Source organism: Georgenia sp. SUBG003 (assembly GCF_000715355.2).
GTDB lineage: Bacteria > Actinomycetota > Actinomycetes > Actinomycetales > Actinomycetaceae > Georgenia.
Window position 1 is genome coordinate 3,956,771 of sequence record NZ_CP180204.1, and the last position, 13,547, is coordinate 3,970,317.

Consider the following 13,547-nt stretch of genomic DNA (forward strand, 5'->3'; position numbering starts at 1 on the left):
AGGGACCTCGACGAGGAGTCCGTGGCGTACCACTCCGGGAAGGCCGCGAACGTCGCGCCGCCCGCCGTGAGCAGCCACACCTCGTTGCCGTCCCAGACCGGGCCGATGCTGCGCAGCAGCACGCGGCGTTCCTTCTCGTCCCGGGCGAACGGCTTGAGCAGCATGCCGACGCCGAAGTCGAAGCCCTCGAGGACGAGGTAGCCCGTCCACAGGACGGCGATGAGCAGGAACCACAGGAGTGGCAGATCCATGACTTCTCCAGGAAGGGCGTGCGGTCGGCGGCGGGCCGGGGGGAAGGAAGGAGGGGACGTCAGTAGGCGAAGGACAGGGTGGGCTCGAGCTCGTCCTTCTTGTCGCCGCCCGGGGAGGCGGCGTCGTCGTCCCGGGCGGCCACGAGCGCGAGGTCCGCGGCGAGGTGCGCTCGCGGCCGAGCAGCGCGCCGATGCCGTAGAGCACCCAGGCGCCGACGACGGAGCCGCCGGTGCACCACGCGATCACCTCGATCAGGCCGAGGCTTCCCTGTGAGGCGGTGAACCCGGCAAGGGGCAGGATCACCTCGCTGGGCAGCGGCGGGAAGAGGTTCTCCAGCCCGATGAGGAGCGCCGCGCCGAAGCCGCCGAGGGTCTCCATGACGCTCACCGCCCACGCGGCGATGCCGGTCAGGGGGCGTCCGAGGCGGTCTGGGCGGACAGCAGCACAGGGTTCACGGGAGACCACGGTACGGGGACCCTCCGCCGGGCGCGTCCGACGGTGGTGTGAGCCCGCACATCCCGGGGGTTGACCTCGGAGCAGGCACCGCTCAACCTGGAGGGCGACGGACGCCGTGGTCCTGCCGCTCGTGGAGACGTGATGACACGCATCGGAGACATCTGGGTCGAGCACCACGGGGAAGGTCCCGCCGTCCTGCTCCTCGGCGGCCTCGGGGACACGGTCGAGTCCTGGCAGCTCCAGCTCGACGCCCTCGCGGACCGGTTCACCGGCAAGGTCGGGGACACCGCCGGCGCGGTCACGCCCGAGCAGGCCAAGGACGCGGCCCGCACCTGCGCGCTGAACGCGCTCGCCGCCGTCGCCGCGGAGGCGGGCGGCCTCGACCACGTGGTCCGGGTGGTCAAGGTGACCGGCTTCGTCGCCTCGGAGCCGGCCTTCACGGGTCAGCCCGGCGTGGTCAACGGTGCCTCGGAGATCCTCGGCGAGATCTTCGGCGACGCCGGGCGGCACGCCCGCTCCGCCGTCGGGGTCGCCGCACTGCCCCTCGACGCACCGGTCGAGGTGGAGATCGTCGTCGCCGTGCGCTGACGGGCCGGGCCCGCCCACGGATACGGCGCCCCCTCCCTCGGGAGGCGCCGTATCCGCAGGAGCCGGTACCGGCCGTCAGCGGGCGCGGCGGCGCAGCCTGTCGAGGTCCATCAGCAGGACGGCGCGGCCCTCGAGGCGGATCCACCCGCGGGAGACGAACTCCGCCAGGGACTTGTTCACGGTCTCGCGGGAGGCGCCGACCAGCTGGGCGAGCTCCTCCTGGGTGAGGTCGTGCGGGACGTGGACCCCCTCGTCCGTGGCCTGCCCGAACCGGTTCCTGCTGCGACGTTCCTCCAGCACGGCGTCGAGGCCGCGGTACTGCGCCTCCTTGACCAACCGGTAGCGGTCGATCCAGGCGGTCAGCGCCTCGAGCCGTGCCGGGTTGAGGTGCACGGGGCGACGCTGGGCGTCACGGCTGCGCGTGACGAGCCCGGCGTGCTCGAGCACCTGGATGTGCCTCGATATCGCCTGCTTGGTGATCTCGAAGGGCTCGGCGAGCTCGTTGACGGTGGCGGGCCCCGGCTCAGCCGGGCGATGATCCGGCGCCGCGCGGGGTCGGCCAGGGCCATGAACGCCCGGTCGAGGTCCGCCTCGTCGCTGTCCGCCACGTTAGTCAACGTCCTTGTTGTTCAACTGATCGGTTGATTAAGGATGGAGCGTCGGCGGTTGGGTTGTCAAGGGTTTCGCCAGTGGACTGGACCGGGGCCGACGAGCGCGGCACCGCCAGCTACACGAGCTACTCGCGCGACCACGAGCTGCGGGTGGAGGGCAAGCCGACCCTGCTGGCGACGTCGGACCTGAAGGTCCGCACCGACGTCAGCCGGTACCGGGCCGAGGAGCTGTTCGTCGCTCCCTCTCCCAGGCCCAGATGCTGTGGTTCCTGCGCACCGCGGCCAAGCACGACGTCGTCGTCCTGAGCTACGCGGACAAGGCAACCGGGACCCAGCGCGTCGAGGGAGCCGGGTCGCCGTTCGTCGAGGTCGTCCTGCGGCCCACGTGACGTACGCCGGGCCCGATGAGCGAGGAGTCCGCCGCGCGGCTGCACCACGAGGCGCGTGAGTACAACCATCTCGCACGCTCGGTCGGCTTCCCCGTGCGGGTGGAGCCGGTGCAGGTGTCCGTCGCCACGGTGTGAGGTCCGGCCCGCGGAGCAGGGGTGTCGGCACGCTGACGTAGGCTCGGGAGCATGGCCGGCCGCTGACGCGGGCGACGCGCCGCACGACGATCTTCTCGCCGATGGTCGCGGCGATGCCGTCGACCTTGTCCGACACCGACGCGCCGTCGAGCTGCGCGGCCAGCAGCGTGTCGACGTCGGCCGCGCCGGAGGAGACGGCGGCCTCAGGACGTCGTTCGCGAAGTCGATGAAGGACTGGTTCTTGGCGACGAAGTCGGTCTCGGAGTTGACCTCGACGATGACGCCGGTCTCCCCGGCGGCTCGGCGACCTCGGCCGCGACCAGGCCCTCGGCCACGGTGCGGCCCTCACGCTTGGCGACGCCCTTCAGACCCTTGACGCGGATGATCTCCAGCGCCTTCTCCTGGTCGCCGTCGGACTCGTCGAGAGCCTTCTTGACGTCCAGCATGCCCGCGCAGTCTTCTCGCGCAGAGCCTTGATGTCAGCGGCGGTGTAGTTCGGTCGGGACGTACGCCGCGGAGCACCTGCGCGCGCCGGGGGCCTGGCGGCACGAGCTCGACGCCACCAACCTGCCGAGCTCCAGGACGTGGGCCGGCAAGCCGGACGTCTACCACGCGCTGCAGGCGACCCTCCTGGCGCGGCTGCCCGCGAGCCCCGCCATCGCTCCCGCTCTCGCCGCGGGCCTGCTCGACACGTAGGGCACACCCCCGTGCTCACCCCCTGTCACCCCCCGCACCCACCCGGTGCGAGGTCGGCCATATCAACCCCCGATCACCGTCGGAGGTAGCAGTGGCCGTTCGTGACCGCTGGTGCGCTGGATCTCCCCAGCCACTGCGAGGTCACGATGAACACGATCTTCCGTCTGCCCATCCGGACCGGTCAGCTAGGCACGGCCGTGACGACGCAGATACGGCCGCCCGCCGGCGACGTCGGCGAGCCCGGCCCGGCAACCAATCTCTCGCCGTCGTCCGCGGCGGTGAACCGCACGGTGATCTGCGGGCGCCCGGCGACGATGCCCACGTCCTTCGCCTCGACCGTCGTGGTCTCTGCCGCCGCGCCGGCCGCCTCGGGAAGCAGCCGCTCGGGCGGGACGCCGGGTGCAGGAGGCCGACGGTCAGGCGCACGCGGTAGGAGGGCACGCCGCCATTCTCCCGGGGGCGACGTGGTGCACCGTTCCCGCGTGCGCCGTCGTCAGGTCCGGGCGTGTCAGGAGGTGCGCCGCGACCGCCGCCGGTGCACCGGGCGACGACGTCGTGGTCATCGCCGACACGCTGAGGAAGGACTGACCATGGCCGCCGCACTCGCCTCCGCCAGCAGGGTCAACGCCGTCGTCGGGGCACTGACCGTCGCCGTCGCCGCCCTGTTCTGGTCCCAGCGCGACTACACGACCCAGCACGGCGGCACGTTCGCCGACCCGGTGATCATCCTCCTGGGTGCCCTGGGGCTGCTGCTCCTGGTGCTCGGCCTCCTCGGCCGGCGCGTCGGCGCGACACCGAGGAGCTCGAGCAGATGCTGCGCGGGCTGATCCTGGCCGTCGTGCTGCTCGTCGCCTGGACAGCCGCCCTGCCGCTCCTCGGCTACCTCGTGGGTGGGGTGCTGTTCTTCGCACTCATGGCCGTGCTCATGCGGACCGAGCGGCCGACCGTCAGAACGGACGAAGGCGGCCATGGAGCGCGGCATCCGAGCCGTGCGGCCCGGGCGGGCGGTCAACGTCATCGGCCGCGTCATCGAAGCCTACGCGCGCCGCTTCGACTACGGCGTCGTGCGCGACTTCACCGGTCACGGCGTGGGCGAGGCGTTCCACTCCGGCCTCGTCATCCCGCACTACGACTCGGCACCCCGCTACGACGACGTGATGGTGCCCGGGATGGTCTTCACCATCGAGCCCATGCTCACTCTCGGCGACATCGAGTGGGAGCAGTGGGACGACGGGTGGACCGTGCTCACCAAGGACCGCTCGCGCACCGCCCAGTGGGAGCACACGATCGTCGTGACCGAGGACGGCGCCGAGGTCCTCACCCTGCCCTGACCCGTGCACTGCCCGGCCACCCCCGTCCAGTGCCGGCACCGCCCCGCAACGAGGAGAACCATGACCCAGTCCGCCGCACCCACCGTCGCGTTCGGCATCGACATCGGCGGCTCCGGCATCAAGGGCGCTCCGGTGGACCTGTCCACCGGCGAGCTCGCCGCCGAGCGGCTGCGCATCCCGACGCCGAGCCCGTCGCGGCCCCGCGCCGTCGCCGAGACGGTCGCCGAGCTCGTGCATCCTCGACCCGTAGCGCCGCAGGCGCCGGTACGTCACCGGGTCCGGGCCGGCGAGCGCGGCGGCGTTCGCGAAGTACTGGTCGATGTTCTCCTCGCCGCTCAGCCACGTGCCCCACGGCGTCAGGCCCCCGGCGCAGTTGTTCAGCGTGCCGAGGACCGTCCGGCTCGGGTCGGCGTTCGTGCGGACCAGGTCCGACCCGGCCACCGGGCCGGACAGGGCGAACGGGGGTGGCTGTGACGAAGCGCCGGTTGAGCGGGTGGTCGACGACGACGTCGAGGCGCCGGAGCGGCTGCCGTAGGCCCGCCCCGTGACGGCAACCACGCTGAGCCCGTGCGCGGCCCAGGAGACCTCCACCTGCTCCCGCGTCGGGTTCTCCGGGTCGTAGCCGGGAAGCATCATCTCCTCGGTGACGTACTCGTGGTTCGGGCCGCGAGTTCGACACCGGCGGGGCGGTCGTGTCCGCCGTCGGCCTCGTGCTGATCGTCGCCGGCATCCTGGCGGCCGACGACAACGTCTGGCTGATGCTCGCCCTGCTGGCTCTGGGCGTGCTGGTGCTCCTCTGGTTCTTCCGTGGGGTCCGGGCCAAGGAGGCGTCCGGCCGGGAGCCGCTGCTGTCCCTCAGCCTGTTCCGCAACCGCACCTCCAACCTCGGGCTGGTCACCCAGAACGTCCAGTGGCTGATGCTCCTGGGCTCCTCGTTCACCGTGGCCGCCTACCTGCAGGTGGTGCGCGGCTACGACGCCGGGACCGGCGTCATCTTCACGGCCGCCACCCTCGGCCTGCTCGCGTCGTCCCTGACCGCCGAGCGCCTGGCGAGACGCCGGGCGCAGCGGACCCTGATCATGACCGGCTTCGTGCTCAGCGTCGTCGCATCGCGGTGCTGATCGCGCTCGTCAACCGCTACAGCACAACAGCAGCGAGGTGTCCTTGAGGAGCAGCACGAACTCGTTGGTCATCGGCGGGATCACGATGCGGATGCCCTGCGGCAGGACACCAGACATCGTGCGCCCCGGCGACATGCCGAGGAGCGCGCCGCCTCCGTCTGCCCCTTGGGGACGGCCTGGATGCCCGCGCGGATCACCTCCGCCATGTAGGCGGAGGCCACGAGGATCAGGCCGACGAGTCCGCCCACCTGCCCGCCGCACCGCACGCCAGGGCGATGGGGAGCATGTACGCCATCGCGAAGATCGTCAGCAGCGCCGGCACGCCGCGGAAGAACTCGATGTAGGCGGTGGCGAACCAGCGGTACGGACCCACGGATGAGAGCTTCGAGCAGGGCCATCACGACGCCGAGCAGCAGTCCTCCGGCGAACGGACATCGCGATCCTCGTGGTCGCCGCGGACGACGGCGTGATGCCGCAGACCGTGGAGGCGCTCAACCACGCCCAGGCGGCCGACGTGCCGATCGTGGTCGCGGTCAACAAGGTGGACAAGGAGGGGGCCAACCCCGCCAAGATCCGCCAGCAGCTGACCGAGTACAACCTCGTGGCCGAGGAGTACGGCGGCGACACCATGTTCGTCGACGTCTCCGCGCTGCGGCGCATGGGCATCGACGACCTTCTCGAGGCCGTCCTGCTCACCGCGGACGCGCTCTGGAGCTGCGGGCGAACCCGACAAGGACGCCCGCGGCGTGGCCATCGAGGCCACCTCGACAAGGCCGCGGCGCTGTCGCGACCGTGCTGGTCCAGTGACGACGACGTCCGCCGCGCGCACGACGTCGTCGGTGAGCGGCTTCGGGTAGGCGTGGCTCATGTCGAGGCCCCGCTCCGCCATGGCGGCGACCGCGTGCGGATCCACCTGCCGGATGGGGGCCGCACCCGCGGACCGGGCGCGGACCCTGCCGGCCGAGTAGTGCTCGAGGAGCAGGGCGGCCATCTGGGACCGTCCGGCGTTCTGCACGCACACGAAGAGCACCTCCGGGCAGTCCCGGGCGTGAACGCCTTGGCCCGGGCGAGCGCGGCGAGACGCTCGGTCGCGAAGTGTGCGGCGAGCACCGGCAGGTGCGTCGTGACCTTGGCCGTCCGGGCCAGGGCCGTGTAGGACTCCATCACGGTGCGCTCGACCGTCTCGGGCGCGAGGGTGCCGTCGTACCGGCGCGTGAGGTCATGGTGGCCTCCAAGGACTTCGACGAGCACCGCTTCCCCGCCCCGCACAACGACTCCGTGCAGTCGGTGATCGGGTACCGCGTGCCGCCGGAGAAGGTCTCCGACCTGGCCCGGTTCGACGGCAGCGTCGTGGTGGACCGCACCCAGGGCGAGGTGTCGGCCCGCTGCCACGACGAGGAGGCCAACAACCTCGCGCTGAACCTCATGCACGACATCGTCACCGGCGCAGGAGCGTCGAGGACGCCCGCGCCTACTACGCCGAGGAGTTCGCCGGCTACCGGCGCGGCGACCCACGCCGTACATGGACAAGCTCCAGTTCGACGGCGTGCCGGACGCGGCCGACCCGGACGAGCGCGTCCTCTCCGACGAGGACCTCGAGCAGGCGCAGCGGGAGGGCGAGCAGAAGGGCGGCTGAGCGTCGCGCCCGCACGCCGGCCGCGCACAAGATCCTCGACCGGCTCGCGGACGTGGGTCTCGGGGTACCTCACCATCGGCCAGCCGCTGACGACGCTCTCCGGCGGGGAACGGCAGCGGCTGAAGCTGGCGACGCACATGGGGGGAGAAGGGCGGAATCTACATCCTCGACGAACCGACGACCGGCCTGCACCTCGCCGACGTCGAGCAGCTGCTCGGTCTGCTCGACCGGCTCGTCGACTCGGGCAAGTCCGTCATCGTGATCGAGCACCACCAGGCGGTCATGGCGCACGCCGACTGGATCGTCGACCTCGGGCCGGGCGCGGCACGACGGCGGGCGGGTCGTCTTCGAGGGCAGCGCCCGCCGACCTCGTCGCGGCCCGGTCCACCCTCACCGGGGAGCACCTCGCCGCCTACGTGGGGTGACCGCGGCAGTCTTCCACCGTGGACCCAGCGCGGTCTCGTCGGCCTCCTCCTGCGCGAGGGTGGCGGTGAGCTGGACGAGGTCGTCGGCGAGGAGGCGCGCGCGGGCGTCGCGCAGGTCGGCCTGGACCACCTGGGCACGGCGGGCCACGTCCGCCTGCCTGGCCAGCGGGCCGAGCTGGCGGCGGATCTCCGCGGACAGGTCCGTCACGCGGGCGAGGTTGGCCGCCATCGCCTCGAGCTTGCGGAGCGCCTTCTCCTTGCGGCGCCGGTGCTTGAGGACGCCGGCGGCCTCCTCGATGAAGCCGCGGCGCTCCTCGGGGGTGGCCTGCAGGACGGAGTCGAGCCGACCCTGACCGACGATGACGTGCATCTCCCGGCCCATGCCCGTGTCCGAGAGCAGCTCCTGGATGTCGAGCAGGCGGCACGAGGTGCCGTTGATCGCGTACTCGGACCCGCCGGAGCGGAACAGGGTGCGCGAGATCGTCACCTCGGTGTACTCGATCGGCAGCAGCCCGTCCGTGTTGTCAATCGTGAGGGAGACCTCCGCGCGCCCCAGCGGGGCGCGCGAGGACGTGCCGGCGAAGATGACGTCCGCCATCGACCCGCCGCGCAGCGTCTTGGCGCCCTGCTCGCCCATGACCCAGGCGAGTGCGTCGGCGCGCCAAGGCCGTCCGGTTCACGACGTCGAGGCGCTGGCCAGGGGCGTCAGCATGTCCGCCGGTCACCTCAGCCGCCAGTTCCGGCAGGCCTTCGGCGAGTCTCCGTACTCCTATCTCATGACGCGACGCATCGAGCGGGCGATGGCGCTGATGCGCAAGGGCGACCTCAGCGTCACGGAGGTCTGCTTCGCCGTCGGCTGCTCGTCGCTCGGCACGTTCAGCACCCGCTTCACCGAGCTCGTCGCGTCCCGCCGAGCACCTACCGCCGGGAGTCCGCCGGGGCGACGGCCGGGATGGTGCCGTGCGTCGCCAGGCAGGTCACCAGACCGATCAGAAATCGAGAAGCCCGGCCGGCGGAGCCGCAGCTAGCGTGAGCGCCATGGACGTCACGATTCGCTCGAGCTTCCTTCCGCACAACGACCCCGATGCCGCCCTCGCCTTCTACCGGGACGCCCTCGGGTTCGAGGTTCTCGACGTCGGTTACGAAGGCATGCGGTGGATCACCGTAGGGCCGGTCGGTCAGCCGGACACCGCGATCGTCCTGCACCCGCCCGCGGTCGACCCGGGCATCACCGACGACGAGCGCCGGATGATCGTCCCGGCGCCGTCGTCGTCACCCGTTACCCGTCACCCGTCACCCGTCACCGCGGCCTACCGCAGGAAGGCCGCCGCCCACCCCCGGAGTCCACGGGCACGTGCAGACCCCGTCGTCTGGACCAGGTCCGGCCCCCACGAGCACGAACACGGCTGCCGCGACGTGCTCGGGCAGCACCTCCCGCTTGAGCAGGGTGCGCTGGGGCGTAGTACCTCCCCCAGCTCGGCCTCCTCGACGCCGTACACCTTGGCCCGCTGGCCACCCCCCCGGCGAAGATGCCGGACCCGCGGACCACGCCGTCCGGGTTGATGCCGTTGACGCGGATGCCGTGCTCGCCCAGCTCGGCGGCGAGCAGGCGCACCTGGTGGGCCTGGTCGGCCTTGGTCGCGGCCGGCCGCACCCCTTCGCGGCTGAGCAGCCCGGCGAGCAGCTCTGCGAAGCGGTCGGGGGTCCTCCAGGTGCGGGCTGTGCCCGACGCCCTCGAGGACCACCTCCTCGTAGCGCCCGCCCGCGGCCGCGAACCGGTCGAGCACCGTGCGCATCTGGCGGACCATCGGCTGCGCGGGGTAGACGTCGGCTCCCGGCCACCCCGGGATCGCCCCGACCGAGCCGAGGTGTCCGAGGTCGAGCAGCGAGGTGTCCGAGACGATCGCGTCGGCGTCGCGCACCCAGAGCACCGGGCCGACCTCGGGCACGTCCGCGAAGCCGCTCATGTCGTAGTGCCGCGGCGAGAGAGCGTTGTTGATCCCTGTGGTCCCGGGCCCCACTCCGGGCCAGTTCTCGCTGGGCTCCGTCCCGCCCGGGTAGTGCTCGTCGCCGATCCTTGTGGAGAGCACGGAGTCGAGCAGCAGGTCCTCGTCCTCGAGCTGCGTCCCGGGCACGACGTAGAGCGAGCGGAACACGTTGAGCGGGGAGTGTGGCGCGTCGGTCGACATCTCGGCCTCGCGGGCGGTGGTGCCGTCCCGGTCCAGCTCCGCCGCGGGGTGGTCCAGCCGGGCCAGCTGGCACCACGCCGTCACCCGGGCGGTGTGCTCCGCGGTGGTCACCTCGGTGGCGTCCGCCTCGAAGAGGTGCTCCCAGAGGTCCTCGTGATCGCGGCAGCCCACCTGCTCGGCCAGCGCCTGGAGGCGGGCGCTGGTGCGGTAGTGGTGCTCGTCCTGCAGCGGCTCCTCGGCGTCCGGGTCGAAGTCCCGGGTGCGAGGGCGGACTGCTCGGCGAGGTCGAGGTCGATGAAGCGCGCCGGGACGCCCGCGCGGCGGCCTCGCGCAGCGCGACGAGCTCGGGGGGAGTAGTCACAGAGCGGCAGGTGCGCGCTCCACCGCTCCGCGGCGGCGCCCCTCCTGCTGCGGACCGCCCAGGTGTAGACGGAGAGCGGCATCCGCCGAAGGACCGCATCCAGGGATCCTCCGGCTCCGGGACCGACTACCCGTCCGGCACCGGCTACTGACCCGACGGTCCTGCGGTGTCCGGACGGTGGCCGGACCGGAGCGTCCGGCGCCCGCTGAGCCTCCAGCGCTGGGAGGACCTCACCTTCCTGCACTGGCCGCTGCCGGCCGCCACCGTCCAGGACCGGCTCCCACCAGCTGGCCGTCGACGACGTTCGACGGCCAGCCGCTGGGTCCGGTGGTCGACGCCCTTTCCGCCATGCACGCCCGGCCCTCCCTCGGGCCGGCGGTGCCGCACCTGTCCACGTTCACCGAGATCAACCTCCGCACCTACGTCCGCGGTCCCGACGGCTCGGACGGCATCTGGTTCTTCTCCCTCGATGCCCCCGCTTCCGGTCGGTGCTGGCCCTGCGTGGCCGCCGGCGTCCGTACGTCTGGGCCGACGCCGGCCGCCGGATGGAGGCGCAGCCGTTCCCGCCGTCGCCCGCCGCGACGTGGATCACCACGCGGTCCACGAAGGTGGCCATGGCCGTCGTCCTCTCGTCCGTTCTCGGTCAAGCATGCAGCAGGGGCGGACGGCTCGCGCCGTCCGCCCCTGCCAGGCGTTCAGTATCGACTCAGGCGTCGGCCAGGACGATGTCGACCACCTTGCGGCCGGCGGTTGCCGAAGGCGACCGCGCCGGCCTCGAGGGCGAACGAGGGTGTCGTCCGTTGCCGCGGCCGACGTGAGGCCGGGGGTGGAAGTGGGTGGCCGCGCTGGCGGACGATGATCTCGCCGGCCTTGACGACCTGGCCGCCGAAGCCTTCTCGACGACGTCGACCGCCGCGCGATCTACATCTCCGAGGGCCTCGGCCACGCGTTCTGCGCCCTGGAGGACGACTCCACCGTCGTGTACCTCTGCTCGGCCCCCCTACGCGCCCGGCCGTGAGCACGGCGTCAACCCGCTGTGCCCCACGGTCGGGATCGAGTGGCCGACCACCGGACGTGACGGCGCGCCGCTGGAGCTGCTGCTCTCCGACAAGGACACCGCCGCACCGGATCTCCTCGACAAGGAGCAGGGTCTGCTCCCCCGCCTACGACGAGGTCCAGGAGTACGTCGCGTCCCTGCGCGACTGATGGGCGGCACGGGCACGCCAGGCCCCGCGCCACGGTCTTCCGCAGGAACGACGTGACAGTTCCGCCGGCCATGGGGCTGGTGGCGTTCTCGCCGGAACGCCTGGGCGTGTGGCGCACGATGCTCGTGCAGGTGGCGGCGTCCGTCATCTCGCTCGTGGCCCCCGCAGGCATCGGCCCGGCCGCGCTGAACCTGCGCTTCCTCAACAAGGCCCGGATCTCCACGCCGATGGCCGTCGCCACGGTGGGGCTGGTGCAGCTCTCGCAGTTCATCACCACGGTGCTCCTGCTGGTGGCGGTCGCGCTGGTGACCGGGGTCGGCCGGCTCGCTGAGCCGCGCCGTCGGGCTCGGTGATCCTCGCCGTCGCTGGTGCTGGCGATCATCGGCGTCGTCCTCCTCGTCCCGACGGTGCGGGCGTGGGTGTGGGAGAAGGTCGCCCCGACCATGCAGCAGGTGTGGCCGCGCGTGGTGTGGGTGGTCTGCGGACCCGCGCCGTCTCGCCACGGGGGCGGGCCCGGCGGGTGGTGCGGCCGTCCCGGTCCCGAGCGCCGCGGACGCGTCCCCGGGCGCTTCCGCGCGGGTGTGCCGGACATCACCCGTCCGTGGAGCCGTCCCGGGTTGAGGCCTCCAGTGCGGTGCAGTAAAGTCACTTCTCGCACCGAGCACCGCTAGCTCAATTGGCAGAGCAACTGACTCTTAATCAGTGGGTTCTGGGTTCGAGTCCCAGGCGGTGTACTTCCGAAGGTCCCTGTCCCGCTCCGCGGGGCGGGGACCTTCTTCTTCGCCTACCGCCGGTCCCGGTCGGCGTGCCCGCCCGCTCGGCGAGAACCACGGCGAAACCGCAGTCGGCACCCTGATGGTTCCAAGGCAGGGGGCGCACGCTCGGCCCATGGCCGCCTACGCCACCGCAACCGGGACCCGCCCCCCGGCCTCGCGGCACGGGCGCCGAAGTGGGTGACGCGTCGGGAGCGTGTAGTACTCCTCGAGGAAGAGCTGGCCCGTGGTGTAGAACGCGACGGCGCTCGGGCCCTGCTCCTCGAGCAGCTCCTTGGTACGACCGACGACCAGGTCCATCGCCTCGTCCCACGACGACTCCACGAGCTCGCCGCCCTTGCGGACCAGCGGCCGGGTGAGCCGGTCGGGCGAGGCGTTCGCCTGCCACCCGAAGAGGTCCTTCGGCCCGAGCCGGCCGTGGTTGACCCTGTCGCCGGCGCGCCCCGGACCGCGACGATGCGGTCGTCCTTGACCGCGATGTCCAGGGCGTCACCGTTGGAGTGCAGGATCGAGGCCGTCTGCACCCACCGGTCGACGTCGTCGGGGGTCGAGTCCCTCCTCCAGGTGGGTGTCCACGCGCGTGGGCCACGGTCTCGCCCGGCCCGTAGGGCGTCCGCGGAGTCTCGACCTCGTGGCCGTGCTCGGCGAGCCAGCTCACCCAGTCGTGCACGCCGGGATTCCGCTTGAGGATCGCACGGCGTTCCCGCTCCGTCATGCCGCCCCAGACGCCGAACTCGGTGGCGCTGGAGAGCGCCTCGACCAGGCAGGCCATGCGTACCGGGCAGGAGAAGCAGAGCTCGCGGGCGGTCCGCTGCGCGGCTCCCCGCACGAACAGGGTGTCGGGCGAGGTCTGCGCACACGCGGCGGAGCCCGCCCACGTCCGGTCATCGATCACGCTGGTCCTCCTCGTACACGGCGGCGCGTCGGCCGGACCGAAGGCTGGGCGCCGGCCCGTCGGCGTCGTCGGAACGACGGGCCTTACGGCATGCCCCAAGCCACACACGGAGAACCGGACGCCGTAAGATCATCGGCGTCGACTCCGACTGGTACGAGTCCACCGAGTACGGCGAGATCGTGCTGACCTCGGTCATGAAGGAGATCGGGCAGGCGGTCGAGGACACGATCACCGAGTCCGTCGAGGGCAACTTCTCCAACGAGCCGTACGTCGGCACGCTGGAGAACGAGGGCGTGGGCCTGGCTCCGTTCCACGACTTCGACGCCGAGGTGCCGCAGGAGGTCAAGGACGCGGTCGCGCAGCTGCAGGAGCAGATCGTCTCGGGCGAGATCACCGTGGAGACGACGAACGCCCCGTGACCGTCTGAGCACGGAACACCCTGACGCCGGCCCTCGTCGGCCGGGCCGTCACGCGCGGGCCCCGG

The 13,547-nt window shown here is 72.1% G+C and carries 16 protein-coding genes, 1 tRNA gene and 17 pseudogenes; 18 read left to right on the plus strand and 16 right to left on the minus strand.

Going from position 1 to position 13,547, the window contains the following annotated elements; genetic code table 11:
- Positions 1 to 20 precede the first annotated feature (20 nt).
- A pseudogene (locus tag DA06_RS21375) lies at positions 21 to 251 on the minus strand (cytochrome d ubiquinol oxidase subunit II); the annotation flags it as partial.
- Between the two features lie 59 nt (positions 252 to 310).
- A complete protein-coding gene (locus tag DA06_RS21380) occupies positions 311 to 487 on the minus strand; it encodes a hypothetical protein (RefSeq protein WP_418605976.1) in 177 nt (58 codons plus the stop codon).
- A 362-nt stretch (positions 488 to 849) separates the two neighbouring features.
- Here DA06_RS21380 and DA06_RS21385 point away from each other — a divergent pair, with 362 nt between their 5' ends.
- Positions 850 to 1,296, plus strand: a complete 447-nt coding sequence (locus tag DA06_RS21385; RefSeq protein WP_418605977.1) for an Atu1372/SO_1960 family protein — start codon at positions 850 to 852, stop codon at positions 1,294 to 1,296.
- A gap of 75 nt (positions 1,297 to 1,371) precedes the next feature.
- Here DA06_RS21385 and DA06_RS21390 read toward each other — a convergent pair.
- Positions 1,372 to 1,572: pseudogene (locus DA06_RS21390) on the minus strand (helix-turn-helix domain-containing protein); the annotation flags it as partial.
- Positions 1,573 to 1,587: 15 nt separating this feature from the next.
- Positions 1,588 to 1,865, minus strand: a pseudogene (locus DA06_RS21395) (ArsR/SmtB family transcription factor); the annotation flags it as partial.
- Positions 1,866 to 1,985: 120 nt separating this feature from the next.
- On the opposite strand from DA06_RS21395, the gene DA06_RS21400 reads away from it, so the two are divergent.
- The gene (locus tag DA06_RS21400; RefSeq protein ID WP_418608366.1) at positions 1,986 to 2,213 is read left to right on the plus strand and encodes a hypothetical protein; all 228 of its coding nucleotides are present in this window, start codon (positions 1,986 to 1,988) and stop codon (positions 2,211 to 2,213) included.
- A gap of 276 nt (positions 2,214 to 2,489) precedes the next feature.
- Here DA06_RS21400 and tsf read toward each other — a convergent pair.
- Positions 2,490 to 2,909 (minus strand): annotated as a pseudogene (gene tsf / locus DA06_RS21405) (translation elongation factor Ts); the annotation flags it as partial.
- Between the two features lie 32 nt (positions 2,910 to 2,941).
- Here tsf and DA06_RS21410 point away from each other — a divergent pair.
- Positions 2,942 to 3,127 (plus strand): annotated as a pseudogene (locus DA06_RS21410) (AGE family epimerase/isomerase); the annotation flags it as partial.
- 181 nt (positions 3,128 to 3,308) lie between these two features.
- On the opposite strand, the gene DA06_RS21415 reads toward DA06_RS21410, so the two are convergent.
- A complete protein-coding gene (locus DA06_RS21415; protein WP_418605978.1) occupies positions 3,309 to 3,449 on the minus strand; it encodes a hypothetical protein in 141 nt (46 codons plus the stop codon).
- A gap of 77 nt (positions 3,450 to 3,526) precedes the next feature.
- Here DA06_RS21415 and DA06_RS21420 point away from each other — a divergent pair, with 77 nt between their 5' ends.
- The 4 genes and pseudogenes from DA06_RS21420 to DA06_RS21435 form a co-directional block, all read left to right on the plus strand.
- Positions 3,527 to 3,715 (plus strand): hypothetical protein, encoded by a 189-nt coding sequence (locus tag DA06_RS21420; RefSeq protein WP_418605979.1) that lies wholly within the window; start codon positions 3,527 to 3,529, stop codon positions 3,713 to 3,715.
- A 2-nt stretch (positions 3,716 to 3,717) separates the two neighbouring features.
- Positions 3,718 to 3,954, plus strand: a complete 237-nt coding sequence (locus DA06_RS21425) for a hypothetical protein (protein ID WP_043504570.1) — start codon at positions 3,718 to 3,720, stop codon at positions 3,952 to 3,954.
- Between the two features lie 123 nt (positions 3,955 to 4,077).
- Positions 4,078 to 4,458, plus strand: a pseudogene (locus DA06_RS21430) (M24 family metallopeptidase); the annotation flags it as partial.
- A gap of 60 nt (positions 4,459 to 4,518) precedes the next feature.
- Positions 4,519 to 4,693 (plus strand): annotated as a pseudogene (locus DA06_RS21435) (ROK family protein); the annotation flags it as partial.
- A gap of 68 nt (positions 4,694 to 4,761) precedes the next feature.
- On the opposite strand, the pseudogene DA06_RS21440 reads toward DA06_RS21435, so the two are convergent.
- Positions 4,762 to 5,094 (minus strand): annotated as a pseudogene (locus tag DA06_RS21440) (alkaline phosphatase PhoX); the annotation flags it as partial.
- Positions 5,095 to 5,150: 56 nt separating this feature from the next.
- Here DA06_RS21440 and DA06_RS21445 point away from each other — a divergent pair.
- Positions 5,151 to 5,579 (plus strand): hypothetical protein, encoded by a 429-nt coding sequence (locus tag DA06_RS21445; RefSeq protein ID WP_418605980.1) that lies wholly within the window; start codon positions 5,151 to 5,153, stop codon positions 5,577 to 5,579.
- A 9-nt stretch (positions 5,580 to 5,588) separates the two neighbouring features.
- On the opposite strand, the gene DA06_RS21450 is transcribed toward DA06_RS21445, so the two are convergent.
- Together DA06_RS21450 and DA06_RS21455 are read right to left on the minus strand one after the other, a co-directional pair.
- Positions 5,589 to 5,714 carry a hypothetical protein gene (locus DA06_RS21450; RefSeq protein ID WP_418605981.1) on the minus strand — a complete coding sequence of 42 codons (126 nt, stop codon included), beginning with the start codon at positions 5,712 to 5,714 and terminating at the stop codon, positions 5,589 to 5,591.
- Positions 5,715 to 5,805: 91 nt separating this feature from the next.
- Entirely contained in the window at positions 5,806 to 5,952 is a 147-nt protein-coding gene (locus DA06_RS21455; RefSeq protein ID WP_418605983.1) for a hypothetical protein, read from the minus strand.
- A gap of 51 nt (positions 5,953 to 6,003) precedes the next feature.
- Between DA06_RS21455 and DA06_RS21460 the strand changes: the two are divergent.
- Positions 6,004 to 6,383, plus strand: a pseudogene (locus DA06_RS21460) (GTP-binding protein); the annotation flags it as partial.
- 58 nt (positions 6,384 to 6,441) lie between these two features.
- Here the strand turns inward: DA06_RS21460 and DA06_RS21465 are convergent.
- Positions 6,442 to 6,570: pseudogene (locus DA06_RS21465) on the minus strand (low molecular weight phosphatase family protein); the annotation flags it as partial.
- Positions 6,571 to 6,704: 134 nt separating this feature from the next.
- Positions 6,705 to 7,103, minus strand: a pseudogene (locus tag DA06_RS21470) (hypothetical protein); the annotation flags it as partial.
- Between the two features lie 119 nt (positions 7,104 to 7,222).
- Between DA06_RS21470 and DA06_RS21475 the strand changes: the two are divergent.
- Positions 7,223 to 7,640 (plus strand): annotated as a pseudogene (locus tag DA06_RS21475) (ATP-binding cassette domain-containing protein); the annotation flags it as partial.
- A gap of 16 nt (positions 7,641 to 7,656) precedes the next feature.
- Here the strand turns inward: DA06_RS21475 and DA06_RS21480 are convergent.
- Positions 7,657 to 8,298, minus strand: a pseudogene (locus tag DA06_RS21480) (chromosome segregation protein SMC); the annotation flags it as partial.
- On the opposite strand from DA06_RS21480, the pseudogene DA06_RS21485 reads away from it, so the two are divergent.
- Positions 8,276 to 8,673: pseudogene (locus DA06_RS21485) on the plus strand (helix-turn-helix transcriptional regulator). The pseudogenes DA06_RS21480 and DA06_RS21485 sit on opposite strands and share 23 nt — an antisense overlap.
- A 5-nt stretch (positions 8,674 to 8,678) precedes the next feature.
- Positions 8,679 to 8,894, plus strand: a pseudogene (locus tag DA06_RS21490) (VOC family protein); the annotation flags it as partial.
- A gap of 56 nt (positions 8,895 to 8,950) precedes the next feature.
- Here DA06_RS21490 and DA06_RS21495 read toward each other — a convergent pair.
- On the minus strand, positions 8,951 to 10,000 hold the full coding sequence (locus tag DA06_RS21495; protein ID WP_418608367.1) for a hypothetical protein: 1,050 nt from the start codon (positions 9,998 to 10,000) through the stop codon (positions 8,951 to 8,953).
- Between DA06_RS21495 and DA06_RS21500 the strand changes: the two genes are divergently transcribed.
- Positions 9,983 to 10,186, plus strand: coding sequence for a hypothetical protein (locus DA06_RS21500; protein ID WP_418608369.1), 204 nt, complete (start codon positions 9,983 to 9,985; stop codon positions 10,184 to 10,186). The genes DA06_RS21495 and DA06_RS21500 overlap by 18 nt on opposite strands.
- Before the next feature lie 181 nt (positions 10,187 to 10,367).
- Positions 10,368 to 10,658, plus strand: a pseudogene (locus DA06_RS21505) (DUF2071 domain-containing protein); the annotation flags it as partial.
- A gap of 227 nt (positions 10,659 to 10,885) precedes the next feature.
- Here the strand turns inward: DA06_RS21505 and DA06_RS21510 are convergent.
- On the minus strand, positions 10,886 to 11,050 hold the full coding sequence (locus tag DA06_RS21510) for a hypothetical protein (protein ID WP_418608147.1): 165 nt from the start codon (positions 11,048 to 11,050) through the stop codon (positions 10,886 to 10,888).
- A gap of 65 nt (positions 11,051 to 11,115) precedes the next feature.
- Between DA06_RS21510 and DA06_RS21515 the strand changes: the two genes are divergently transcribed.
- The 3 genes from DA06_RS21515 to DA06_RS21525 all read left to right on the plus strand — a co-directional run bounded on the left by DA06_RS21515 (position 11,116) and on the right by DA06_RS21525 (position 12,129).
- Complete coding sequence (locus tag DA06_RS21515) at positions 11,116 to 11,208, plus strand: hypothetical protein (protein WP_418608148.1); 93 nt, start codon at positions 11,116 to 11,118, stop codon at positions 11,206 to 11,208.
- A gap of 240 nt (positions 11,209 to 11,448) precedes the next feature.
- Positions 11,449 to 11,748, plus strand: a complete 300-nt coding sequence (locus DA06_RS21520; protein WP_418605985.1) for a hypothetical protein — start codon at positions 11,449 to 11,451, stop codon at positions 11,746 to 11,748.
- 308 nt (positions 11,749 to 12,056) lie between these two features.
- Positions 12,057 to 12,129, plus strand: a tRNA-Lys gene (locus DA06_RS21525).
- Between the two features lie 162 nt (positions 12,130 to 12,291).
- Here DA06_RS21525 and DA06_RS21530 read toward each other — a convergent pair.
- Together DA06_RS21530 and DA06_RS21535 are read right to left on the minus strand one after the other, a co-directional pair.
- Positions 12,292 to 12,492 carry a hypothetical protein gene (locus DA06_RS21530; protein WP_418605987.1) on the minus strand — a complete coding sequence of 67 codons (201 nt, stop codon included), beginning with the start codon at positions 12,490 to 12,492 and terminating at the stop codon, positions 12,292 to 12,294.
- A 376-nt stretch (positions 12,493 to 12,868) separates the two neighbouring features.
- Positions 12,869 to 13,171: pseudogene (locus DA06_RS21535) on the minus strand (WhiB family transcriptional regulator); the annotation flags it as partial.
- 71 nt (positions 13,172 to 13,242) lie between these two features.
- On the opposite strand from DA06_RS21535, the gene DA06_RS21540 reads away from it, so the two are divergent.
- Entirely contained in the window at positions 13,243 to 13,482 is a 240-nt protein-coding gene (locus tag DA06_RS21540) for a BMP family lipoprotein (RefSeq protein ID WP_418605988.1), read from the plus strand.
- The last annotated feature ends 65 nt before the right edge of the window (positions 13,483 to 13,547 follow it).

Bases quoted from the DNA above. Each gene is read 5' to 3' on its own strand.
- DA06_RS21385 (WP_418605977.1), top strand. From the start codon at position 850: ATGACACGCATCGGAGACATCTGGGTCGAGCACCACGGGGAAGGTCCC.
- DA06_RS21425 (WP_043504570.1), top strand. From the start codon at position 3,718: ATGGCCGCCGCACTCGCCTCCGCCAGCAGGGTCAACGCCGTCGTCGGG.
- DA06_RS21450 (WP_418605981.1), bottom strand. From the start codon at position 5,714: ATGTCGCCGGGGCGCACGATGTCTGGTGTCCTGCCGCAGGGCATCCGC.